Annotated in this window: 16 protein-coding genes and 1 pseudogene; 3 read left to right on the top strand and 14 right to left on the bottom strand. The window is 70.9% G+C overall.

Annotation, left to right across the window (positions count from 1 at the left end):
- Nucleotides 1–2 precede the first annotated feature (2 nt).
- The 11 genes and pseudogenes from QNO12_RS10600 to QNO12_RS10550 form a co-directional block, all read right to left on the bottom strand.
- Nucleotides 3–1,136: a class I SAM-dependent methyltransferase gene (locus tag QNO12_RS10600; protein ID WP_257502289.1), complete on the bottom strand. Its 1,134-nt coding sequence runs from the start codon at nucleotides 1,134–1,136 to the stop codon at nucleotides 3–5.
- A 93-nt stretch (nucleotides 1,137–1,229) separates the two neighbouring features.
- Complete coding sequence (locus tag QNO12_RS10595) at nucleotides 1,230–2,498, bottom strand: sugar ABC transporter permease (protein WP_257502290.1); 1,269 nt, start codon at nucleotides 2,496–2,498, stop codon at nucleotides 1,230–1,232.
- Nucleotides 2,495–3,301: an ATP-binding cassette domain-containing protein gene (locus tag QNO12_RS10590; RefSeq protein ID WP_257502291.1), complete on the bottom strand. Its 807-nt coding sequence runs from the start codon at nucleotides 3,299–3,301 to the stop codon at nucleotides 2,495–2,497. The genes QNO12_RS10595 and QNO12_RS10590 overlap by 4 nt, the downstream gene beginning before the upstream one ends.
- Before the next feature lie 84 nt (nucleotides 3,302–3,385).
- Entirely contained in the window at nucleotides 3,386–4,471 is a 1,086-nt protein-coding gene (locus tag QNO12_RS10585; protein ID WP_257502292.1) for a sugar ABC transporter substrate-binding protein, read from the bottom strand.
- A gap of 307 nt (nucleotides 4,472–4,778) precedes the next feature.
- Nucleotides 4,779–6,038, bottom strand: a complete 1,260-nt coding sequence (locus QNO12_RS10580) for a sugar ABC transporter permease (RefSeq protein ID WP_257502293.1) — start codon at nucleotides 6,036–6,038, stop codon at nucleotides 4,779–4,781.
- A pseudogene (locus QNO12_RS10575) lies at nucleotides 6,035–6,838 on the bottom strand (ATP-binding cassette domain-containing protein); the annotation flags it as partial. The gene QNO12_RS10580 and the pseudogene QNO12_RS10575, both read right to left, overlap by 4 nt.
- Nucleotides 6,839–6,988: 150 nt before the next feature.
- The gene (locus QNO12_RS10570) at nucleotides 6,989–8,083 is read right to left on the bottom strand and encodes a sugar ABC transporter substrate-binding protein (RefSeq protein ID WP_257502294.1); all 1,095 of its coding nucleotides are present in this window, start codon (nucleotides 8,081–8,083) and stop codon (nucleotides 6,989–6,991) included.
- A gap of 7 nt (nucleotides 8,084–8,090) precedes the next feature.
- Nucleotides 8,091–9,278, bottom strand: coding sequence for an ROK family transcriptional regulator (locus QNO12_RS10565; protein ID WP_257522888.1), 1,188 nt, complete (start codon nucleotides 9,276–9,278; stop codon nucleotides 8,091–8,093).
- Between the two features lie 60 nt (nucleotides 9,279–9,338).
- Complete coding sequence (locus QNO12_RS10560; protein ID WP_257502296.1) at nucleotides 9,339–10,577, bottom strand: NYN domain-containing protein; 1,239 nt, start codon at nucleotides 10,575–10,577, stop codon at nucleotides 9,339–9,341.
- A 62-nt stretch (nucleotides 10,578–10,639) separates the two neighbouring features.
- On the bottom strand, nucleotides 10,640–11,623 hold the full coding sequence (locus QNO12_RS10555; protein ID WP_257502297.1) for a Gfo/Idh/MocA family protein: 984 nt from the start codon (nucleotides 11,621–11,623) through the stop codon (nucleotides 10,640–10,642).
- On the bottom strand, nucleotides 11,620–12,969 hold the full coding sequence (locus QNO12_RS10550; RefSeq protein ID WP_257502298.1) for an O-acetylhomoserine aminocarboxypropyltransferase/cysteine synthase family protein: 1,350 nt from the start codon (nucleotides 12,967–12,969) through the stop codon (nucleotides 11,620–11,622). The genes QNO12_RS10555 and QNO12_RS10550 overlap by 4 nt, the downstream gene beginning before the upstream one ends.
- A 101-nt stretch (nucleotides 12,970–13,070) precedes the next feature.
- On the opposite strand from QNO12_RS10550, the gene QNO12_RS10545 reads away from it, so the two are divergent.
- On the top strand, nucleotides 13,071–13,925 hold the full coding sequence (locus QNO12_RS10545) for a sulfurtransferase (protein WP_257502299.1): 855 nt from the start codon (nucleotides 13,071–13,073) through the stop codon (nucleotides 13,923–13,925).
- A gap of 138 nt (nucleotides 13,926–14,063) precedes the next feature.
- Here the strand turns inward: QNO12_RS10545 and QNO12_RS10540 are convergent, their stop codons facing one another.
- Both QNO12_RS10540 and hrpA read right to left on the bottom strand, forming a co-directional pair.
- Complete coding sequence (locus QNO12_RS10540; protein ID WP_257502300.1) at nucleotides 14,064–15,005, bottom strand: quinone oxidoreductase family protein; 942 nt, start codon at nucleotides 15,003–15,005, stop codon at nucleotides 14,064–14,066.
- Between the two features lie 27 nt (nucleotides 15,006–15,032).
- On the bottom strand, nucleotides 15,033–19,061 hold the full coding sequence (hrpA, locus tag QNO12_RS10535; protein WP_257502301.1) for an ATP-dependent RNA helicase HrpA: 4,029 nt from the start codon (nucleotides 19,059–19,061) through the stop codon (nucleotides 15,033–15,035).
- 46 nt (nucleotides 19,062–19,107) lie between these two features.
- Between hrpA and QNO12_RS10530 the strand changes: the two genes are divergently transcribed.
- Nucleotides 19,108–19,944: an aldo/keto reductase gene (locus QNO12_RS10530; protein ID WP_257502302.1), complete on the top strand. Its 837-nt coding sequence runs from the start codon at nucleotides 19,108–19,110 to the stop codon at nucleotides 19,942–19,944.
- A gap of 70 nt (nucleotides 19,945–20,014) precedes the next feature.
- Nucleotides 20,015–21,865: a thioredoxin domain-containing protein gene (locus QNO12_RS10525; RefSeq protein WP_257502303.1), complete on the top strand. Its 1,851-nt coding sequence runs from the start codon at nucleotides 20,015–20,017 to the stop codon at nucleotides 21,863–21,865.
- Here the strand turns inward: QNO12_RS10525 and QNO12_RS10520 are convergent.
- Nucleotides 21,862–23,421: a dolichyl-phosphate-mannose--protein mannosyltransferase gene (locus QNO12_RS10520; RefSeq protein ID WP_306820683.1), complete on the bottom strand. Its 1,560-nt coding sequence runs from the start codon at nucleotides 23,419–23,421 to the stop codon at nucleotides 21,862–21,864. The genes QNO12_RS10525 and QNO12_RS10520 overlap by 4 nt on opposite strands.
- Nucleotides 23,422–23,436: the final 15 nt, after the last annotated feature.

Raw genomic sequence — 23,436 nt, 5'->3', positions numbered from 1 at the left:
GGTCAGCCGCGCGTGGACACCGTGACGGTGAACTTCTTGTTCCGCGCGACCTGCCGGGTCCGGCCCACCAGCCGCTCCAGCGCCCCACGGTACTGCAGCGGCGAGTTCCACACCGTCCACAGCTCGCCTCCGGGCTGCAGGACACGGCCGGCCTCGGCGAACATCGGCTCCGCGACCCCGTCCGGCACCGCGGTGCCGGTGTGGAACGGCGGGTTCAGCGCGATGAAGCTCGCGCTGGCATCGGGCCGCGACGCGAGACCGAGATCGCGCACCACCGTGACCCGGTCGGCGATCCCGTTCGCGGCGGCCGTGGCCGATGCGGAGGCCACCGCGACCGCGGACTGGTCGGTGGCCAGCACGGTCGCCTCGGGATTGCAGAGGGCGAGCCAGGCGGCGATGACGCCGGTGCCGCAGCCGAAATCGATGATGTCGCCGCGGGCGACCGGGCTCGGGGTGCCGAGGTGCTCCAGGAGGAACCGGGTGCCGATGTCGATCGAGGTGCCCGCGAACGCGCCGCCGAACGCGCACACGGTGAGCGGCTCGTCCAGACCCGGCACCGCGTGCGCGCGCGTACGCGGCTGCGGATCGGACGCCGGCAGCGGGCGGCGAGCGATGAGCACCCGGGACTTCTGGCGGGCGTGCGTCACATCCACCGATCCGAACGACCGCCGCAGCACCTCGTTCATCGCCACGGTCATGTGCTTGATGCGCCCGCCGGCGAACACGACGACCTCGGGATCCGCGTGCGCGGCGATGAGCGCGGCGATGTCATCGAGTGCGTCCAGAGCGCGGGGGAGGCGCACCAGGACGACGCGAGCGCCGGTGAGCAGCTCGGAGCCGAACGGGAGCGAGCGGAATGCTCCGGCCAGACCCGCGCGGTCGGCGTTGGCGCTCAGTGCGCGCTCTGCGGAGAGAAGGTCCTGGTGGACCCGGATGCCGGTGGCTCCGGCGTCCGCAGCGCCCAGAGTCAGCGCGCCATAGGAGTCGCCCACGATCACGAGGCTGCCCTCCGGTGCGTCCGCGCGAGCGGCGGCCGATTCGTCGAGGAGGAGGCGGTCGGCGGCGTCGATCGCGAACAGCTCGGCGGATTCGACGTCGGGCCAGCGGCGCAGGGCGTCGGGGGAGTAAGAAGGCATCCGGACAGTCTCGCCTACTCGACTGGGAAGTCCGCCCCAACGGGTGCGGCCGGGACCCTCCCGGCCCCCGGCCGCACCCGTTCGGCGCAGCGGTCAGACGCGTGCTCCTCCGGACCTGAGCCGCGAGAGCGCATCCACGGTGGCGGCCAGGATCAGCACGCCGCCGGTGACCAGCAGGTTGATGCCGGCGGGAAGGTTCAGCAGCGCCAGACCGTTCGAGATCACCGCGATCACGAGCGCTCCGATCGCCGCGTGCATGAGGCGGCCGCGTCCGCCGAACAGGCTGACACCACCGACCACGGCTGCGGCGACGCCGCTGAGCACGATGTCGCGCCCCACGGTGGCATCCACCGACCCGACCCGGGCGACGCTGAACAACGCGGCCGCGACCGCGAGCGATGAGCAGATCACGAACGCCCACCACTTCACCCAGCGCACCTTCACACCCGAACGGCGCGAGGCTTCGGCGTTGCCGCCGATCGCGTAGATGTACCGGCCGAACTTCGTCCGGTCCAGCACGAAGGTCCCGATCCACAGGATCAGCAGGACCACCGGCACGATGACGGGAACGCCCTGCACGGGGTTGACCGACTGACCGCGATCCTGGTTGAGGACGAACACGAACGCTCCACCGAGCACCGCGATCACGGCGAGCTTGATGTACACGAGCGAGACCGCACGGTTGGGTACGCCTGCTCTGGTGCGCCGGGCGCGGTCCCAGAACGCGGTGCCGCCCGAGATGACCAGCATGATGAGCAGCATCGCCCATCCGCCCCAGACCGGGAGCCTGCCGTTCTGCAGTGCGATCAACTCCGGCACCTCGAGACGGAAAAGGCCGCCGGGACCGATGATCACCAGGGCCAGACCCTGGAATCCGAGGAACAGACCCAGCGTGACGACGAAGGACGGAATCCCCACCCGGGCGACGAAGAAGCCGATGAGCGCGCCGGTGACGAAGCCGAACCCGAACCCGATCAGCAGGGCGAGCGGCCATGGCACGCCGAACTGCGCGTTCAGGACGACGAACAGCGCCATACCCACGCCGCCGGTCACGCCGGCGGACAGGTCGATCTCGCCGAGCAGGAGGACGAAGACCAGCGCCATGCCGAGCACCACCAGCGGCGCGGCCTGGTTCAGCAGGTTCGCGAAGTTGCGCTCGGTGAGGAAGAAGGGGCTCAGCGCCGCGAACAGGGCGCTCAGCACGAGCAGCCCGCCCACGGCGGGCAGCACCCCCATGTCGCCGCCGCGGACCCGCTGCCACCAGGCGCGCACCTGGTCGCCGAGGCCGCCCTCCACACCGCTGCCGATCATGTCGCTGGCGAGCGGATCCGGTGCGGCCTCGGTTCGAGTCGTGCTGGTCATTCCGCGACCTCCGTCACGATCGTCGAGGTTCCGGTGTGCTGGATGCCGCCGAGGGTCTTGGTTCCGGTGATGTAGCCGACCACGTCGTCGCGGGTGGTGTCCGCGACGTTGACCTGGGCGACCATCTGACCGAGGTAGAGCACCGCGACGTCGTCCGCGACCTGGAAGACGTCTGCCAGGTTGTGACTGATCAGGACCACCGCGACGCCCTGCTCGGAGAGCCGCTGGACCAGGTTGAGGACCTGCTCGGTCTGCGCGACGCCGAGCGCCGCGGTCGGCTCGTCCAGGATGACGACGCGTGCCTTCTTGAGGACGGCGCGCGCGATCGCGACCGTCTGACGCTGCCCGCCGGAGAGCGAGGAGACCTTCTGCCGAACGGACTTGACCGTGCGGACGGACAGCCCGCGCAGGGTGTCGGACGCGTCCTTCTCCATGCGTCCCTCGTCGAACGTGCCGAAGGTGAGCTCCTCGCGGCCGAGGAACATGTTCTGCACGATGTCGAGGTTGTCGCACAGTGCGAGGTCCTGGTAGACGACCTCGATGCCCAGATTCGCGGCATCCCTGGGGGCGTGCAGGTCGCGGTGCTGCCCGTCGATGAGGACCTCGCCCTCGTCGTACGGCTGGACGCCGGCGAGCCCCTTGATGAGGGTCGACTTGCCGGCGCCGTTGTCACCGACCAGCGCGGTCACCTTGCCGGGATAGACCTTCAGGTCCACCCCCTTGAGGACGTTGACAGGGCCGAAGGACTTCTTCACACCGACCAACTGGATGATCGGCTCTGCTGCTGTGATGGTCTCTGACATACTCGCTTCCTTGCGCTGACGAACAGGAGCGCGGAGGCGCCGCGCCTTCGATGACGCGACGCCCCCGCGGCTGTGGCGGTGGGGTTACTCCGTGACTCCGAACTCCTCGCAGGCTGCCGCGACATCGGGCGTGCAGACGTCATCGAAGGAGGCGTCGCCGGCGGCGATGACATCCTTGACCTCGTTCGGCCCGACCAGGATCGGCGTGACCTGGATGTACGGCGTGCCGTCATCCAGCTCCGCGTCGGTGGACACCTCCTCGCCGCTGAGCAGCGCGACCGCGACCTCGACAGCGGCATCAGCCTCGTCCTTGACCGGCTTGTAGACCGTGGCCGTCTGCCAGCCGAGCAGGATGTTCTGCAGACCGGCGACGTTCGCGTCCTGGCCCGACACGGCAACGCCCTGGAGGTTGTTGTCCTGCAGGACCTTGATGACGCCCGCCGCGTTGGTGTCGTTCGCCGCCCACACGCCGTTGACCTGTCCGCCGAGCGAGGTCAGCGCCTGCTCGAAGCTGGTCTGCGACTTCGCCTGGTCCCAGGCCCCCGGGGGCTCGGCCGCAGGCACGACGCCCGCTTCGGCGAGCACCTCGTCGGCGCCGTCATGGAACATCTTGGCGTTGCCGTCGGTCGGGTCTCCGCCGATGTACACCACGGTCGCCTCAGCGGGCGCGACACCGGCGGCCTCGAGGCCGTCGAGCACAGTCTGGCCCTGCAGGCGGCCGACCTCGACGTTGTCGAAGGACACGTAGTAGTCGGCACCCGAGAACGGCCGGTCGTAGGCGATCACGGGAATGCCCTCGGCCTTGGCCTTCTCGGCCACCGCCTCCGCCGCGCCCTGGTAGTCCACCAGCAGCATGACGCCGCAGCCCTGAGTCAACTGCTGGTCGGCGATCGTGGAGAACTTGTTCACGTCTCCCTGGGCGTTCTGGATGTCCACCTCGAAGCCGGCACCCTCCAGACCCTCCTGAAGGTACTTGCGGTCGAAGTTCTCCCACCGCGGCGATGAGGCCGCGTCGGGAAGGATGACGCAGGCACGGCCGGCGGCGTCACCTCCGCCGTCGCCGCCGGTCTCGCTGGGCGTCGCGCCGCCACCCGAGCCGGCACAGCCGGCCAGGAGCAGCGCGGCCGCGCCGGCGAGGGCGGCTGCGGAGAGGATTGAAGACTTCTTCATCTTTCGCCTTTCGTCTTTGAAGATGCGAACGCCGGGCAACACCCCCGCGTGGTTCGCGCTTGAGGAAGATCTTGACGACAACGCGCCTTGGCGTCAAGACATGAACGTAACGCTTTGGCAACAGCCGCGAGTGAGCCCCGCGGACCGTGATCATGGCATCCGGACCTGCGGTCGGAATGAACGAATTGCGTGATGTGAGCTACGCGAACCGAGCAGGATGCTCAACTACAGGGGTCGAGACCGGGAATCCGGGGCTCCACGAGTTTTTCACTTGAACGCATGAACCGGTCCGGCTGGCGCTCCGGGGTCATGCCCGCCCGACTGCGGTCCGCTTGCGCCGGGACAGCGAATCGACCGTGACCGCCAGCACCAGCACCACGCCGGTGACCATGAACTTCACCGATGAGTCCAGATTCAGCAGTGTCAGCCCCGACGCGATGGACTGGATCACCACGATGCCCAGCAGCGCCGCGAACGCGGTGCCGCGTCCGCCGAAGAGGCTGGCGCCCCCGATCACGGCTGCCGCGATGGCGTTGAGGTTGACGTCGCCGGCGCCGGAGCTCTGGTTGGCGGCCGCGAGTCGAGCCGCTGCCAGGATGCCGCCGACCGCGGCCAGAGTGGAGCAGAACACGAACACCGAGATGTAGATGCGGTCCACCCGGATCCCGGCCCGCCGCGACGCCTCGACCGAACCGCCCACCGCGTAGACCGCGCGTCCCCACCGCGTCCGGGTGAGCGCGAAGTTCGCGATCACCACCAGCGCGAGGAAGAACACGAACATCACGCCGACGCCTCGGGACAGGTTCAGATACCACGAGGCGACGAGCAGGAAGGCCAGCAGCGCACCGCTGCGCAGGGCGATCTCGAGGTAGCTCTGACTGACCAGATTCGCTGCCGCGCGCTGGCGCGCGCGGTGCGTGAGGATCCACGCGTATCCTCCCGCGGCCACTATCGCCAAGGCGTAGGAGGCCCACGCGGGCAGGAACATCTGCTGAGCGAATTGGACCAGCCACGAATCGAACGGCAGATTGATGGACCCGTTCGGCCCCAGCACCCACAGCTGCAGACCGAGGAAGCCGAGCAGACCGGCCAGCGTGATCACGAAGCTGGGCAGGCCGAACCGCGTGTAGAGGAACCCGTAGAGCAGCCCGACCAGCGCACCGGCCGCGACGGCGGCGACCAGCGCGAGGAGCAGGTTCCACTCCAGCTGCACGAAGCCCACCGCCAGGATCGCCGCGGCCAGCCCGGAGACGGAGCCCACGGACAGGTCGATCTCGCCCACGAGCAGCACCAGAACGATCCCCAGCGCGATCGTGCCGATCGCCGCGCACTGCATGGTGAGGTTCACGAGGTTCGTGCTGGAGAGGAAGACGGGGTTCAGCGCCTGGAACACCGTCCAGATCAGGACCAGCCCGACGATGACCGGAAGCGATCCCAGATCGCCGCCGCGCACCCGGGTCAGCAGCAGCGCGACCGCGCCGCGCACACTGCGCGGGTTGAGCACGCTGGCGTCGGCGGGATCGGTCATCGGCGCTGCCGCTGCCGGATCCTCACGGACCGACTTCATGCGCCGCCGGGAGCGTTCCGCGTCCCGCGGCGGCTCTTGTCGGTCATCCGGATGATCTCGCCCTCCGGCGCCGGGTCGCCGTCGGGCCGGTCGGCCGCGCGGCGGCTGACCGCGTTGTCGGTCGCCCCGGTGATCGCGGCGATGAGCGTTTCGCTGGTCACGTCGGCGATGTTGTAGACGCCGTTGTTGCGCCCCAGGCGCAGGACGACCACCCGATCCGCGACGGCCATGACGTCGGCCATGCTGTGACTGATCAGGACCACGCCGTGCCCCCGCTCCCGGAGACGCTCGATGAGGTTCAGCACCTCGGCGGTCTGGGCGACCCCGAGCGCGGCGGTGGGCTCATCGAGGATGACCACTCGGGGATCGCCGATCAGCGACCGGGCGATCGCGACGGTCTGACGCTGTCCGCCCGAGAGCGAGGCGACCGGAATGCGCACCGAAGGGATCTTGGCCGACAGCTCCCGCAGCAGCGTCCAGGTCTGCTGCTCCATGTCCACCTCGGCCAGAGTGCGTCCGGTGCGCAGTTCGCGGCCGAGCCACAGGTTGGCGACCACGTCGAGGTTGTCGCACAGCGCCAGATCCTGGAACACCGTGGCGATGCCGAGTTCCTGCGCGTCGGCGGGGCTGGTGATCTCCACCACGTCGCCGTCGTACTCGATGATCCCCGAATCCGGCGCGTGGACCCCGGAGAGCACCTTCACCAGAGTGGACTTTCCGGCCCCGTTGTCGCCGATCAGAGCGACGACTTCGCCCTCGTTCACCCAGAAGTCCACGTCGGTCAGCGCTCTGACAGCGCCGAACCGCTTCGCGATGCCGCGCATGGTCAGCACGCGCTCGCGCGCACGTCCGGTGCGGGCCGCAGGCAGCGACATCGTCACGTCCTCATCCTCGGGGGGTCGTTTCGAAGAACCCTACCCGCGGTCCGCGGCGCTCGTGTCCGCACCGGCTCACTCCGCCGGGAGCCCGGCCGCCGTGCACGCCGCGCGGTAGGCGGGGGTGCAGATGTCCGCGATCGTCCAGAACCCGTCCGCGACGACGGTGCTGAGGATGTCGTCGACCGTCACGGCGACCGGATCCAGCAGGGTCGTCGGGGTTCCGTCGATCTCGAGCGGGGCGGTGACCTCCTGGCCGTGCAGCAGCGCGACGGCGACTTCGGCGGCCAGCTCGGCCTGCGGCTTGATCGCCTTGTACACGGTCATGTGCTGGTCGCCGGTGAGGATGCGCTGGATCGCGGACAGTTCGGCGTCCTGGCCGGTGACCACCGGCCACGGGGTGACGTTCGCCGCCTTCAGCGCCGAGACCGCGCCGCTGGCGGTCCCGTCGTTCGCGGCATAGACCCCCACGATGTCCGGCCCGTACTGCGAGATCTGGCCGGTGACCCACTCCTGGGCCTTGTCCGGGCTCCAATCGGGTGTGGCGTACTCCGCGAGGATGCGCAGCCCGGCCGCGTCGATGACGCCGTGCGCGCCCTCGGCGAAGCTGGTGGCGTTGCTGTCGGTGGGGGATCCGTTGACCATCAGGATGCCGCCCGCCAGCTGACCCCGCTCGGTGAGCGCGTCGACGAAGGCGCTGGCCTGCAGCTGGCCGACCTTCTCGTTGTCGAACGACACGTAGTAGGCGATGTCGCCGCCTGCGACCAATCGGTCGTAGGAGACCACCGGAACGTCCTGCGCGTTCGCCGCAGCCACGATCGTGACGGCGGCGCCGACGTCGACCGGGTCGAGGACGAGCACGCCCGCTCCCGCGGCGAGGGCGGACTCGGCCTGCTGCTGCTGCTTGGCGGCATCCTGATCGGCGTTGGTGTACAGCACCTTGTAGTCACCGAGCTGCGCGATCCGCTGCTCGAAGAAGGGGCGATCGAAGGTCTCGTAGCGCGCGGTCTTGGCATCGGGAAGCAGGAGCGCGACTGTTCCCTGCGCCCCGTTCTCGCCGTCGGTGCCTGCTGCCGCGCACCCCGTGATGGCCGCGCCGGTCAGGGCGATCGCGACCAGCGTGGCGCCGGCCCGTCCCACGACGCGTCTGGCCGACGCACGGAGGGACATGGCGCGCCTAGGCCGTGAAGGGCAGAGCGTCGGCTTCGACGATGACGTGATCCAGGGCGATCGTGATCGCTCCGCGCGTCTCGGCCCACTCGCCGAACGACGCGCCGACGATCTCCGGCAGCCCGTTGGCCGAGGCGAGCGCGGTGCGCTCGAGCGAATGCCGCATCGGCGCCATGAGGATCTCCCCGGCCTGCCCGAGCTCGCCGCCGACGACGATCAGCTCGGGGTCGAACAGGTTGCACAGACTCGCCGCGGCGATGCCGATGTGGCGTCCGGCGTCGGCGATGACCCGCCGCGAGCTGCCGTCGCCGGCATAGGACGCCTGAATCAGATCGCTCAGACGCTGCATCCCCTCGCTCGGCGGGAACAGCGACAGCAGCGCGGGACCGCCCGCGTAGCTTTCCAGACAGCCGCGGTTGCTGCAGCGGCAGATCGGGCCGTTCTCGTCGATCGTGACGTGCCCGATCTGACCGGCCTTGCCGTTCACCCCGCGGAACAGATCGCCCCCGACGACCAGTCCGGCGCTGATGGTGTGACCGACGCGGATGAACACGGAGGAGGATGCGGAGCGTGCACTGCCTTCGCGCGCCTCGGCGAGTCCGGCGAGGTTCGCCTCGCTGTCCACGAAGACGGGGCGGCCGATCCGGGCGGTGAGGCTCTCGGCGACGTCGATGCCCTCCCAGCCGCGGAGCAGCCCAGGGGTGGCGACCATCCCACTGCGCGGGTCGATGGGGGCGGGCAGGGCGAGCCCCACGGCCAGCAGCTCCGCGACGGTGCCGCCGAGGGTCTCCATCATGTCGCTGAGCAGGATGCTGAGGCGATCCAGCTCGGCGTCGTGACGATGATCCAGCGGAAGGGGGAGTGTGGTCTGGGTCACCACCGTGCGGGTCGCGTCGGCGATCGCGATGTGCAGCTGACGTGCGCTGAAATGGACGCCGGCGACCAGACCGAGCTGCCGGGTCAGCGACACCAGCGTGGCTCGGCGCCCGCTTCGCGAGGTGATCGAGGTGTGCAGCAGCCCCGAGGCGGTCAGCTCCTTGACGATGTTCGACACGGTCGCGGGGGAGAGTCCGGTGCTCCCGGCCAGTTCCACCTGTGTCAGTCGCCCATGCCGTTTCAGCGACTCGACAAGCCGGGCTCGGTTCGCTTCACGGAGTGAAGACTGCGAGCCAGGCGGGGCGATGCGTCGGACCACAGTCGACACTGTACCGGACGGTTTTGGCGGGGACGAGGAGTTCCGCGGCGCCGCCTCGGGCTACTCGCGGAGGCGCACGAGTCTTTCGTGTCCGGTCTCCTCGAGCTCGGCGATCGACTCGCGCGCCTTGACGAAGTCCGAGAAGGACCGGTAGCCGAGGGCCTTCTCGCTGAAGGAGGGGTCCATCCGCCGCATGTGGGTCTTGACCGCTGAGCTGTGCAGCCACTCGGCGTCGTCGTCCTTGTCGTGCCCGAGCCGGAGCGCCCGCTCGAGCAGACGCGTGGCGACCTCCTGAGGGTCCTCGGAGGGCTCCTCCACTGTGGCGACCGAATCGGCGGCGTCGACGTTCGCCGCGACGGTCGTCGAGGACGCACGGCGGTTGGTCCGCTTCGGCGGGGTGGCCGGCCCCAGCGCGTCGATCAGGGATGCCTCCACGGCTGCGGCGTCGGCTTCGGCGGTCTCCGGGACGGCGGCCGGGGAGTCGGCGTCCACCGGCGGGGTGGTCTCCGCAGGGTCGGCCGCGGCATCCTTCGCCGGAGCCTTGCGTCCCCCGCGTCCGCCCCTGGTCTTGGGAGCGGCGGCGGCGGGCGCTTCGGCGGCGGCTTCGGCGGTGACCTCCGCACCGGCGGCGTCGGCTGCCGCCTCGGCCGCTGCGGCCTTGGATCGGGACCCGGACCCGCGGGACGGTGTGCGCGAACCGGACTCCTTCGCCACGGCCGCGACACGGGCGGGACGGGGGACACCGGGCAGGGAGTCGTAGGCTTCGAACTCGTCGCAGGCGGCCGCGAGTGACTTCGCGGTCGATCCGGCGACACCCACGGCGACCACGTACCGACCGAGGCGGCGGCAGCGCTGGGCGAGCGGGACGTAGTCGGAATCGCCCGCGACGATCACCACGTGCGTGAGATCGGGAAGCCGGAACATGTCCTCCACCACGTCCACGGCCAGGCGGATGTCCGCGCCGTTCTTGGCGTAGGCGGCCGCGGGGAACAACTGCACCAGGTCGACGGCGCGGGCCACCAGCTGAGTGCGGTAGACCGCGTTGACGGGTGAGGACCAGTCCGCGTACGCGCGCGTGAGCACGAGGGTTCCGAACGATGCCGCGTAGTCGATGATCGCGCCCACGTCGATCGTCGCCGCGCTCAGTCGCTCCGCGATCTCCGGGTCCTCCGGCGTCTCGATGATGCGCTGGCGGTCACGGCCATAGGAGTTGCGGCCGTGGACGCGGTCGTACCAGGAGATGACGATGTTGTCGAAGTCCAGATAGACGGCGACGCGGGCGTTCTGCGAGTCGGGCATGAGTCCAGTCTGACAGGCGGTTCCCGACGTCAGCTGTGCGCTGGCCCGGTGCGCCGGTCCGCTCAGCGCTCGCCGGGGTACTGCAGCCCGATCTGCCGGCGGATCTCGTCGAGGGTCTGCATGATCGCCACCGTCTCGTCGATGGGCAGGATTTCGCTGTCACTGCGCCCCTCGGCGACGTACTGCTCGGCGGCGATCGCCTGGTACTGCATCCCGCGTCCGTCGACCTCGGATTCGAACGATTCCCGCACGCTGCCGTCGGGGGCGACCAGACGGAACGAGGTCGGGTTGTACCAGACCCGGTCGATGTCGATCCGCGCCTCGGTCCCCACGATGTGAGCGGTGTTCGGGCCGGCCGCGTGGGATGCCGAGATCGAGGTCGACAGCGCGCCGGAGGCGTGCGCGAGGATCGTCGCGACCTCGCCGTCCACGCCCGTCGGGCCGAGCGTCGCCGCCGCGGTGACCGAGACAGGAGCGCCGAGGATGTCCCACGCGAACGAGATGGGGTAGATCCCCAGGTCCAGCAGAGCGCCGCCGCCCAGCTCGAGTGCGTTCAGGCGGTGGCCGGGGTCGGTCGAGATCCGCTGAGTGTGGTCCGCGAAGACAGCCCGCAGATCACCCAGCGCGCCGCTGCCGACCAGTTCACGGATGCGGATCATGTGCGGCAGGTACCGCGTCCACATCGCCTCCATCGCCAGCAGACCGGTTCCCGCGGCCGCATCGCGTACCGCCGCCGCCTCCGCTCCGGTCAGCGTGAACGGCTTCTCGACGAGCACGTGCTTTCCGTGCTCCAGGGCGAGGATCGCGTTCTGCGCGTGCAGCGGATGCGGCGTGGAGACGTAGACGATGTCGACATCCGGGTCTGAGACCAGCTGCTCGTAGGAGCCGTGCACGCGCGGGATCCCGAATTCCGCGGCGAACCGTGCCGCGGAATCCGCGGAGCGCGATCCGACCGCCGTGACGTTCAGCCCGGCGGTGCGCAGATCTCTCGTGAAGGCGTGGGCGATACCGCCCGTGGCAAGGATTCCCCAGCGCAGTCCAGTCATCCTCCGAGCGTACCCACCGCCGACCGCGCCGCGACGCGGGTCGACGTCAGGGCGGCATCCAGATCCCGCAGGATGTCGGCGGGATCCTCCAGCCCGGGCGACAGGCGGATCGTGGTGGCACCGATGCCGGCGTCGGCGAGCTGGCGCGGCGTCAGATGGCTGTGCGTCATCGAGGCCGGGTGGGCCACCAGGCTGCGCGCGTCGCCGATGTTGGCCACCAGCCGCACGACCTCCAGTCGCCCGATGAATCGCTCCACCAGTGCGAAATCCGCGTCCGGATCTCCCGTCGAGTGCAGGTCGAACGAGAAGACGGACGCCGCGCCACGCGGCAGATACGTGCGGGCCAGCACGTTCCAGGCGCTGGATTCCAAGCCGGGGTGATGCACGCGGGCGACGGCGGGGTGGCTCTCCAGATAGCGTGCGGCGGTCAGGGCGGTGGCTGCGTGTCGCTGCATCCGCAGGTCCAGCGTCTCCAGCCCCTGCAGCAGCTGGGAAGCGTTGAACGCCGATAGCGAGGGACCCAGGTCGTGGACGTACTTCGTCTTGACCAGCGCGATGTACGGGGATCCGGTCGCACCGAACCGGTCGATCAGGCTCCCGCCCGGGACGCGACGGTACGGCTGCGTCAGCTGCGGCCAGCGCGCGGGATCGGCGGTGAAATCGAAGGTGCCCAGGTCGACCACCACTCCGCCCAGCGACGTGCCGTGTCCGCCGAGGAACTTCGTCGCCGAGTGCACGACGATATCGGCGCCGAAATCCCCGGAGCGCTGCAGATAGGGAGTCGCGACGGTGTTGTCGATCACGAGTGGGACGCCGGCATCGCGCGCGATCCGCGCCACCGTGCGCATGTCCAGGACCTGTGCGATGGGGTTGGTCACCGACTCGGCGAACAGCGCACGCGTGGTGGGACGCACCGCGGCCTGCCACGCGTCCGGGTCGTCCTGGTCGACGAACGTGACCTCGATGCCCCAATCGGCGAAGGTGTCCTGCAGCAGGTCGACCGTGCCCCCGTAGAGCTGCTTTGCCGCCACGATGTGCTGGCCCTGTTTCGCCAGCGCGAGCAGAGCGACCGCGACCGCCGCCTGCCCGGACGCGACGCCCGCGGCTGCGACCCCGCCCTCTAGCGCGGCCACCCGCTCCTCGAAGACCAGAACGGTGGGATTGGCGGCGCGGCTGTAGATGTTGCCGTCGCGGCGGAGGGCGAAGCGGTCGCGGGCCTCACTGAGCGAGGAGAACTCGAACGCGTTCGACTGATAAATCGGCGGCACGGCGGTGTTCTCGGCGACGCCGGGCCGGTAACCCGCCTGCACCTGCGCCGTCGCGAAGGAACGGGGGGTTTCGGGCATGACCCCATTCTGGCCGCGACGACACGCGCAGCCCGCGCCGTGTGTCGAACTGTTGCACGCGGCGCTGCGCCGGTGTCCCCGTGCGGGGGCACCATGGGGCCATGGCGCTTCTGATCTCACCGCCCGAGCTCGTCGACCTCCACGACTCCGGTGCCCCCGTCCGTCTGCTGGATGTGCGCTGGCGGCTGGACCGTCCGCAGGGCCGCCCGGACTACCTCGACGGGCACCTGCCGGGCGCGGTGTACGTGGATCTCGATCACGAGCTCGCGCGCAAGGGGGAACCGGCCGAGGGGCGGCATCCCCTGCCCACCCGCGAAGCGCTCCAGGACTCGGCCCGGCGCTGGGGGCTGCGCGCCGGCGAGACGGTGGTGGTCTACGACGACGTGCAGTCCGTCGCCGCCGCGCGGGCATGGTGGCTGCTGACCCGCTGCGGCGTCGACGATGTGCGCGTCCTGGACGGCGGGTTGCGCGCGTGGATCGCCGCGGACCTGCCGCTGGAGACCGGCGATCTCCAGCCGCCGCGCGGAGACATCACCCTCACCGAGCCGACCGGCGGGATTGCCACGATCGACCAGGTCGCGGCATGGCCGCGCGCCGGGGTCCTGCTGGACGTCCGCGCACCGGAGCGCTACCGCGGTGACATCGAACCCCTCGACCCGGTGGCCGGTCATGTGCCGGGGGCGGTCAACCTCCCGACCGTCGTGCACCTGGAGGCAGGACGCTTCCGGGATCCCACTGCCATCCGCGCCGCCTTCGCCGCCGCCGGCGTCGCGGAGGGCGCTCGTGTCGCGGCGTACTGCGGCTCCGGGATCACGGCGGCGCACACGGCGTTGGCGGGGGCGCTGGCCGGCATCGAGGTCGTGGTCTTCCCCGGGTCGTGGAGCGAATGGTCCAACACCCGCGGCCGCCTGATCGCGACCGGTCCCACCCCGCAGGGGAACGTCGGCCCGGCATGACCGACCCGGGGTCGGGGCGCGGGTGAGCGAATGTGACGCCGCGTGCGCGCGGCGGGTCTGGACGACCTGCAGATGAGACGGCGGCGAGGGCGCGGGGACGTGCCGCGCCCATCCGGTCTCGCGAGGGGCCGACGGGGGTCAGGGAAGGAGGGTGATCTTGCCGTCGACGCCGTCCTCGACCGCGCGATGCGCGGCGGCGGCGGCCTCCAGCGGGAACGAGGGACCCAGCTCCACCGAGAACCGACCGGCCGCCAGCAGCGCAAGGGTCACCGGCATCGCCTCGCGCCGCCAGCGCTGCTGGATCTCGGTCAGTGGCCGCGGGCTGCCGCCGGAGAACGCGCGGATGCCGAAGGACGCGGCATCCGCTCCGCGCACGAGCGTGGCGATGCGGTCGCGATCGGCCACGAGCTGCACAGAGACATCGAGCGCTTCGTCCGTGCCGGCCGCGTCGATGGCCGCCGTGATACCCTGCGGTGCCACCGCGCGCACCCGGTCGGCCAACCCCTCGCCGTAGGCGACCGGGATCGCTCCCAGCTCGCGGACGCGGTCGAATCGTCGCTCGGACGAGGTCGCCACGACCGTCGCGCCCCACAGCACCGCGTACTGGATGACGGCCTGCCCGACCGAACCGGATCCGCCGTGCACCAGCAGCGTGTCGCGGCGGCCGACGGCGAGCGCGCGCAGCGTCTGGTACGCGGTGCCGACCGGGATGCCCAGCGCCGCGCCGACCTGGGCGCTGACTCCCGGCGGGCGCGGCTGCGCGTCCGTCTGGGGCACGACGATCTCGGACGCGTACGTGCCGGACGCACCGAAGACGATCACCTCGTCGCCGACGAGGAAGCCGTCGACGTCGGCGCCGACCGCGGAGACAACTCCGGCCGCGTCGCTGCCCACCCGGCGCGGTCCGGTCAGCTCCGGCGAGGCGCGCCGGCCGGCGCGGAGCTTGGCGTCGATCGGGTTGACCCCGGCCGCCTCGACCCGCACGGCGATCTCGCCGGCACCGAGCGGGGGTATGGTGACCTCGGTCCGGGTGAGGACCTCGGGCCCGCCGAATTCGGTGTAGACGATCGCTGTGGCCATGGCGGACACCTTTCTCTTGCCGAAACCCTATTCCCGCAGCGACTTCTGGATCCGCTGCAGCGACACCGCCTCGGCGGTGCCGAGCTGCTGCGCGAACAGGCTGACCCGATACTCCTCCAGCAGCCACCGGCTGCGCTGGATGGCCGGCGGGGCATCCGGTGACAGCGGGATCGAGCCGCCGGCATCCGCATAGACGGTCGCGGCCCGCTCGAACTCGGTCATCCGCTGCCGGTCGCGGCCGGGGTTGTCCGCCAGTGCGTTCACCCGCTCCCGTGCGCCCTGCAGATACCGCGGCACGTGCTGCAGCCTGGTGACGCCGATGCGGGAGATGAAGTCCGGGAAGACCAGGCCGGCCACCTGTCCGCGCACGTCGTTGAGCGCGCCGAGCAGGGTGAGCGAGTTCTGCGAGCGCACCGCCCGATCGACCTCCCGCGCGATGGTGAGGATGCGCGCGGCCAGCGACACCGTCTGGAACGTGGAGTCCACCACGGCGGACGAGAACGTGTCGCGGGCACGCTCGAAGCCGGCGCGGGTGCGCACCGCGCCCGATCCTGGGGTCTCGTCCAGGACGGCGTCGGCCACCGCCAGGCGCGCATCCTCGATGAGGGCTTTGGCGGAGGGATAGGGGGATGCCGCGAGCGCGAGCTTCTCGGCCGAGGTGAGGTGCTCCAGCACGTAGGAGGCGGGGGAGGGAACGGCCAGCAGCAGCAGGCGGCGAACGCCCGCGCGCGTGGAGCGCTCCGCGGCCTCGGGCGTGGCCTCCACGCGAAGGGCGACGCTGGATCCCTCATCCACCAGGGCCGGGTACCCGCGCACCACGCCGCCGGCCACCTTCGTGTCCACGACGGCGGGGAGCTCGCCGATGTCCCAGTCGGTGATGTCCGTCCGCGGCTGCACTCCGGCCGCCGCTCCGGCCGGACCGGAGGGCGGTGCCACCGCGCCCGGTCCGGGGCGATCGGGCTCGGCCCGCGCGTTCAGCGAGCGGGTGAGGGATTTCTCCACGGAGTTGCGGGCGCGGTCCGAGAACCGCTCCTGCAGGGCGCGCAGATCCCGGTCCGCACCGAGTGGGCGCCCGCGCTCGTCGACGACGCGGAACTTCACCAGCAGGTGCACGGGCACGCGGTCCAGGTCGAAGTCGGCCGCGGTGACCGGCTGGTTCGCCACCCGTTGGATGCGCACGGCCAGCGCCGCGCGCAGCGATGTGGCGGGCAGTCCGGCGTGCGCCTCCGGTCCCTGACCCTGCAGTTCCTCGGCGAACCGCGCGGCCCAGTCCGCCGCCGGGACGACGTGGCGGCGGATCGATTTGGGCAGGGAGCGCAGCAGCGCGGTGATCAGCTCGTCGCGCAGGCCGGGAACCTGCCAGTCGAACCCGTCCGGACGTACCTGTGCCAGCAGCGCGAGCGGGATGACGGCGGTGACGCCGTCATCCTCGGACCCGGGCTCGAACCGGTAGCTGAGCGAGAGGACCTGGTCCTGCTGCCGCCAGCGCGCAGGGAAGTCGCGCTCGTCCGCCCGCGCCGCATCATCCAGGAGGTCGGCCTCGGTCATGTCCAGCAGATGCGGGGTGCGCGCCGCGGCATCCCGCCACCACGCCTCGAACGATCGCACGTCGAAGACGTCACGGGGCAGTCGCGCGTCGTAGAAGGCGAACACCGCCTCATCGCCGACCAGGATGTCGCGGCGGCGCTCCCGCTCCTCGATCTTCTCCAGGCGGCGGCGCAGCTCCAGGTTGCGCCGTTCGAAGGCGGTGAGTCGCTTGTCCAGCCCGGACGGGTCCCATTCGCCCTCGACCAGGGCGTGACGCACGAACAGCTCACGGGCCAGCGGCCGGTCGAACCGGGCGAGCTGGGCTCGGCGCCGGGGGATGATCTCCACCCCGAACAGGGTCACCTTCTCGTAGACGGATGCCGCGCCGGCCGTCTTGGACCAGTGCGGCTCGCTGAGCTGACGTTTGGCGAGGTCACCGGCCAGCTGCTCCGCCCATGCCGGATCGATCGCCGCGACCGTCCGGGCGAACAGCCGCGACGTCTCGACCAGCTCTGCGGCCATCACCGCGGACGGGCGCTTCTTGCGCAGGCCGGAGCCGGGGAAGATCGCGAACCGTGCCCCGCGCGCGCCGAGGTACTCACCGCCCTGCGCACGTTTGGCCTCGCTGCGCCCGCCCGTCGAGCGGGCCGCGACCGGCTTGGCCGCGCTGCGCTCGTCCAGGATCCCTATGTGCGAGAGCAGCCCGGACAGGATCGCCTTGTGCAGGTCGTCGGCGTTCGCCCCGGGGGCGGCGGACGGCTGAGCGGAGGCGGGTGCCTTGCCGTCGCGCTGTCCGCCCATCAGCGTCCGCAGCTGCCGGTGCACGTCGACCCACTCGCGCACCCGCACATAGTTCAGGTACTCCGAGCGGCACAGCCGCCGGAAGGCGCTGGAGCCGAGCGCGGACTGCTGCTCCTGCAGATGGTTCCACAGGTTCAGCAGCGTGACGAAGTCGCTCGTCGGGTCCACGAACCGGGCGTGCAGCCGGTCCGCTTCCTCGCGGCGATCCTCGGGGCGCTCCCGCACGTCCTGGATGGACATCCCGGCCACGATCGCCAGCACGTCGCGGGCTACGCCGGTGCGCCGCGCCTCGATGAGCATCCGGGCGAAGCGGGGGTCGATCGGCAGCCGTGAGATCTCGCGACCCAGGTCGGTCAGTCGGGTGCCCGTCCCGGCTGCCGCCCGCCCCTCGGCGCCGCGCCGTGCGCGTGCGTCGCCGGACGGACGGACGGCTCCCAGCTCCAGCAGCAGGTCGATCGCCGCCTTGACCCCGCGCGAATCGGGGGGAGTCAAGAACGGGAACGAGGCGATGTCGCCGAAACCGAGCGAGAGCATCTGCAGGATGACCGAGGCCAGGCTGGTGCGCAGGATCTCCGGCTCGGTGAACTCGGGGCGCTTGTCGAAATCGTCCTCGGAGTACAGCCGGATCGCGATCCCCGCTGCCGTGCGGCCGGCCCGGCCGGCCCGCTGCTGGGCGGATGCCTGCGAGATCGCCTCGATCGGCAGCTGCTGGATCTTCGTGCGATTGCTGTAGCGGGAGATGCGCGCAGTGCCGGTGTCGATCACGTATTTGATGCCGGGCACGGTCAGGCTCGTCTCGGCGACGTTGGTGGCCAGGATCACCCTCCGCCGCACACCGGCGACCTTCGAGCGTTCGAAGACACGGTGCTGCTCGGCCGCGCTGAGCCGGCCGTACAGCGGCAGCACCTCGACCGGAGCGGAGGCCTTCGCGTACATGCCCGAAACGGCATCCATCGCGTCCCGGATCTCCGCCTCACCCGGCAGGAACACCAGCACGTCGCCGGGGGCTTCGCGATCCAGTTCGCGCAGCGCGGCCGTGATCCCGTCGACCTCGTCGCCGGCGCTGGACGTGTCCGCCCTCCGCTCGGCGTCGCCGGGGGACCGCTCGGCCGCCCCGGCGTCGGGACCGCGGTAGCGGATCTCCACCGGGTACGTCCGGCCGGAGACTTCGATGATCGGGGCCGGGTTGCCCTCGGCGTCGGCGAAGTGCGTGGCGAAGCTCTCCGGATCGATCGTCGCGCTCGTGACGATGACCCGCAGGTCGGGGCGTTTGGGCAGCACCTCGGTGAGGTAGCCGATGAGGAAGTCCACGTTCAAGGAGCGCTCGTGGGCCTCGTCCACGATGATCGTGTCGTAGCGGCGCAGCAGCCGGTCACGGTGGATCTCGTTGAGCAGGATGCCGTCGGTCATCAGCGTGACGCGGGTGTCCTCCTGCACCTTGTCGGTGAAGCGGACCTTGTATCCGACCGTCGTGCCCAGCGGCACCTCGAGCTCTTCGGCGATGCGCTCCGCGATCGTGCGCGCGGCGATCCGGCGCGGCTGGGTGTGCGCGATCCGACTCCGGCCCAGCTCGAGGCAGATCTTCGGAAGCTGGGTCGTCTTGCCCGAACCGGTCGCGCCCGCGACGATCACGACCTGGTGATCGCGGATCGCGCGCGCGATCTCGTCCCGCGCCCCGCTGACGGGCAGCTCCGGCGGGTAGACGATGACGGGTTCGGGCGCGCGCATAGCCTTCGATCGTACCGCCGCCGGTCTCAGCTCTTAGGCTGGACGCATGACGATTCCCACGGTTCAGCTCAACGACGGCTTCGACATCCCCCAGCTCGGGTACGGCGTGTTCAAGGTTCCGCCGGCGGACACGGAGCGCGCCGTCACCGAGGCGCTCGAGGTCGGCTACCGCCACATCGACACGGCCGCGATCTACGGCAACGAGGAGGGCGTGGGCGCCGCGATCCGCAAGAGCGGCATCCCGCGGCAGGAGCTGTTCGTCACCACCAAGCTGTGGAACGACCGCCAGGCCGGCGACGAACCGGACGCGGCGATCCGCGAGAGCCTGGACAAGCTCCAGCTCGAGCGCGTGGACCTCTACCTGATCCACTGGCCGGCACCGGCGAAGGACAACTATCTGCACGCCTGGGAGAAGCTGATCGAGGTGCGCTCGGCCGGACTGGCGCGCAGCATCGGCGTCTCCAACTTCCTGGTGCCCCACCTCGAGCGCATCGTCGCGGCGACCGGTGTGACGCCCGCGGTCGACCAGATCGAGCTGCACCCCGCCCACCAGCAGCGCACCGTCACCGACTGGGCAGCAGCCCACGGCGTGCGGATCGAGGCGTGGGGGCCGCTGGGGCAGGGCAAGTACGACCTGTTCGGCATCCCGGCCGTCGCGGACGCGGCATCCGCGCACCGCAAGACGCCCGCACAGGTCGTGCTGCGCTGGCACATCCAGAAGGGCAACATCGTCTTCCCCAAGTCGGTGCGTCGCGAGCGGCTCGAGGAGAACCTGGACGTGTTCGACTTCGCGCTCTCGGATGCGCAGATGCGGGCGATCGATCAGATCGATCCGGGCGACGGCTCCGGTCGGGTCAGCGCGCACCCCGACGAGGTGGAGTGAGCGGCGCCGCCGGCCGCGCTGCGCAGCGGTAGCCCTCCCCAGCGCGCGCCATGCGTCGTAACGTGAGGGGATGAATCCGCGCCTGGAGGAGTCCGCCAGCCCGTATCTCAGAGCCCACGCGGGAAATCCGGTCGCCTGGTACGCCTGGGGCGAGGAGGCCTTCGCCGAAGCCCGCCGCCGGGACGTGCCGGTGCTGGTCTCGATCGGCTATTCGACCTGCCACTGGTGTCACGTGATGGCACGGGAGTCCTTCGCCGACGACGCGACGGCCGCGGCGATCAACGCCGATTTCGTCGCGGTGAAGGTCGACCGAGAGGAGCACCCCGAGGTCGACGCCGCGTACATGTCGGCCGCAGCGGCGTTCACGCCGCACCTGGGCTGGCCGCTGACCGTGTTCGCGACGCCCAGCGGCCGCCCGTTCTACGCCGGAACGTACTTCCCCCCGGAGCCGCGTGCGGGCATGCCCTCCTTCGGCCAGGTGCTGGCCGCCGTCCGTGAGGCGTGGACGCAGCGCCGGGGCCAGGTGGACGGCACCGCCGATGCGGTGGCACAGGCGCTCGCCCAGGCGCAGCAGAGCACGTCGACGGTGGCGGAGCTGCCCTCCCTCGCTGATCTGGCCTCGGCGGCCGCGGCGATCGCGGCACGCGAGGACCGCGAGTACGGCGGCTTCGGCGACGGCGACCCCGCGACGCCGAAGTTCCCGATCGCCACCGCGCTGAGGTTCCTGCAGAGTCCCGCCGTGCGCAGCGCCGAGCCCGCGGCATCCGCCGTCGCGGAACGGGCGCTGAGCGCGATGGCCGCCTCGCCGCTGCGCGATCCGGTGGAGGGCGGATTCTTCCGCTACGCCACCCGACGAGACTGGACGGTCCCGCACTACGAGCGGATGCTGACCGACAACGCCCAGCTGCTCGAGGTCGCCGTCGACGCCGGCGACGAGAGCACGGCGCGCGGCATCGCGCGGTTCCTCACCGACGTCCTGCAGCAGCCCGCGGGCGGGTTCGGCGCCGCGCAGGATTCCGAGTCGTGGATCGACGGCGTGCGCAGCGAAGGTGGGTACTACCTGCGGGATGCCGCCTCCCGGGCGGACATCGAGCCGCCCGCCGTCGACGGCAAGGTCGTGACCGGGTGGAACGGCCTTGCGATCGCAGCCCTGGCCCGCGCGGGGGCGCGCCTGGACGAGCCGGCGTGGATCGAGTCGGCACGCTGGGCCGCGGACGCCGTGATCGGCGCGAACATCGACGCCCGCGGCCGGCTCGTCCGCGCCTCTCTGGACGAGATCCCCTCCCGGGCGGCGGCGACCCTCGCCGACTACGGGCAGTTCGCCGTCGGGCTGGCCGCACTGGGCGCGGCCACCGGCGAGGTCGTCTATGCCGTGCGGGCGCGGGATCTGGTCCAGGCCTGCACCGGCGAACGCGGGCAGCCGCGCACACCGGGCGGCGGTGACCCCGTGCTGCGCGCACAGGGCATACACAGCCCGGATGCCGCATCCGACGGCGACGAACCGTCCGGTCACGCCGCGCTGGCCGACGCGGCGCTCTCGCTCTGGCAGCTCGGCGCAGCCGATGAGCTTCGCCGTTTCGCCGAAGACGTGGTCTCGGCACATGCGGCAGCAGCGCTGGCGCAGCCGATCGCCTACGGAGCGCTGCTGCGCGTTGCGGCCCGGCTCGCGCAGGCGCCGCACCAGCTGGTCGCAGTCAGCGACGATCCGACCGCGCCGCTGGTGCGCGCCGCGCGGCCGATTCCGGCGGATGTCCTGGCGATCGTGACGGACGCCGGGTCGGCGCAGTGGGCGACGGCGGGCTTCGCGCTGTTCGAGGGCAAGGTCGCGCTGGGCGGCCGGCCCACCGTGTACGACTGCCGCGACTTCGCGTGCCGTCTTCCGGTCACCGACCCGGCGGAGCTGGAGCCGGCCCGGCGCTAGACCCAGCCCGGCAGCCAGTTGTGGGCGCGCCAGAAGTCGTACGGCACGAGCATGCCGGTGAGGATCGGATACCAGAACGCGGACAGCACCGTGGCCACCAGCAGGAAGACCAGCACCATCCGTTGGCCGCTCAGCCGTCGGTACAGATCGGCGTGGCCCGCCCCGGACAGGTCGCGCAGGGAGAAGGTGAGTGCCAGCAGCAGGAACGGCAGCATCGCGATCGTATAGAACTGGAACATCGTCCGCTCCGGGTACAGCAGCCACGGCAGGTAGGTGACGGCCACCCCGGTCAGCACGACCGCGTAGCGCCAATCGCGGGTGCGGACGAACCGGTATCCGAGATACAGGACCGCGGCGACACTCGCGAACCAGATCAGCGGATTCGGCATGCTGTAGATGTTCTCGATGCACCCGTTCGCGAAGGAGCACCCGCCCTCCCCGTACGGCGTGGTCTCGGCGTACATCGACGTGGGTCGCAGCAGCAGAGGCCACTGCCATGCCGGACTGGCGTAGGCGTGCGCCGAGCTGAGCTCGACGTGGAAGTTGTAGATGGACCGGTGGTACAGCCACAGGCTCTGCAAGGCCGAGGGCACCCAGGACCAGAACCCGGTCACCGGAGCCAGGTCGGCGGCGTGACGGTCCCACCCGCCGTCGGTGGCCAGCCAGCCGATCCACGAGGCCACGTAGACGACCAGGGCGATGGGCACGAACATCACGAAGGTCGCCGGTCCCTGCCGGAGAGCGGCATCCGTCGGCCAGAACCCCACCCCGGCGCGGCGCCGGGCGAGGGCGTCGGTGACCACGAGGTAGATGCCCAGCCCGGCGATCACGTACACCCCGGACCACTTCACCGCCGTGGCCGCGCCGGCCGCGGCACCCGCGGCCATCACCCAGGGGCGGCTCCACAGCACCGGACCCCACGCCGGGCGCTCGCCGCCCGCCGAGCGGGCCGCCACCAGCGCGGCGAGCCGGACCACGTGCTCGCGCCGATCGAGCAGGACGAACCAGAACGCCAGCAGCACGAAGAAGGTCAGGAAGATGTCCAGCAGCGCGATCCGACTCAGCACGATCGCCAGGCCGTCGATGGCCATCAGGTACGAGGCCACGGTCGCGAAGGCCACCGACCCGGTCAGGGTCTTCGCGACGAGGTACAGCAGGAGCACTGTCGCCGTGCCGAACACGGCAGTGGTGATCCGCCAGCCGAACGACGAATCGGCGCCGAAGATCGCCATGCCGACGCCGATCAGGAACTTCCCCAGCGGCGGGTGCACGACGAAGCTGCCCTGCGAGGAGAAGCCGTCGGTCTCGCCCGTCACAAATGCCGCGTTGGCCCCGTCGGGCCATTTCGCGGCGTAGCCGAGGACCCACTGCGCCCACGCGTCTTTGACGTAGTACGTCTCATCGAACACGAGCGCGTGCGGATGTCCGAGGTTCCACAGCCGGAGGATCCCCGCCAGCAGTGTGACCAGCGCCGGCGCCAGCCAGGCCCACCGTCGCGCCACGCGGGGATCGGCCGCCGCGCGGGCCGTCCACCGGTCGTAGAAGGACGGCCGCATCCGGGGGAGCAGAGG

The organism is Microbacterium sp. zg-B185 (assembly GCF_030246885.1).
Taxonomy (GTDB): domain Bacteria; phylum Actinomycetota; class Actinomycetes; order Actinomycetales; family Microbacteriaceae; genus Microbacterium.
This window is presented reverse-complemented; position numbering and strand designations above follow the sequence as displayed.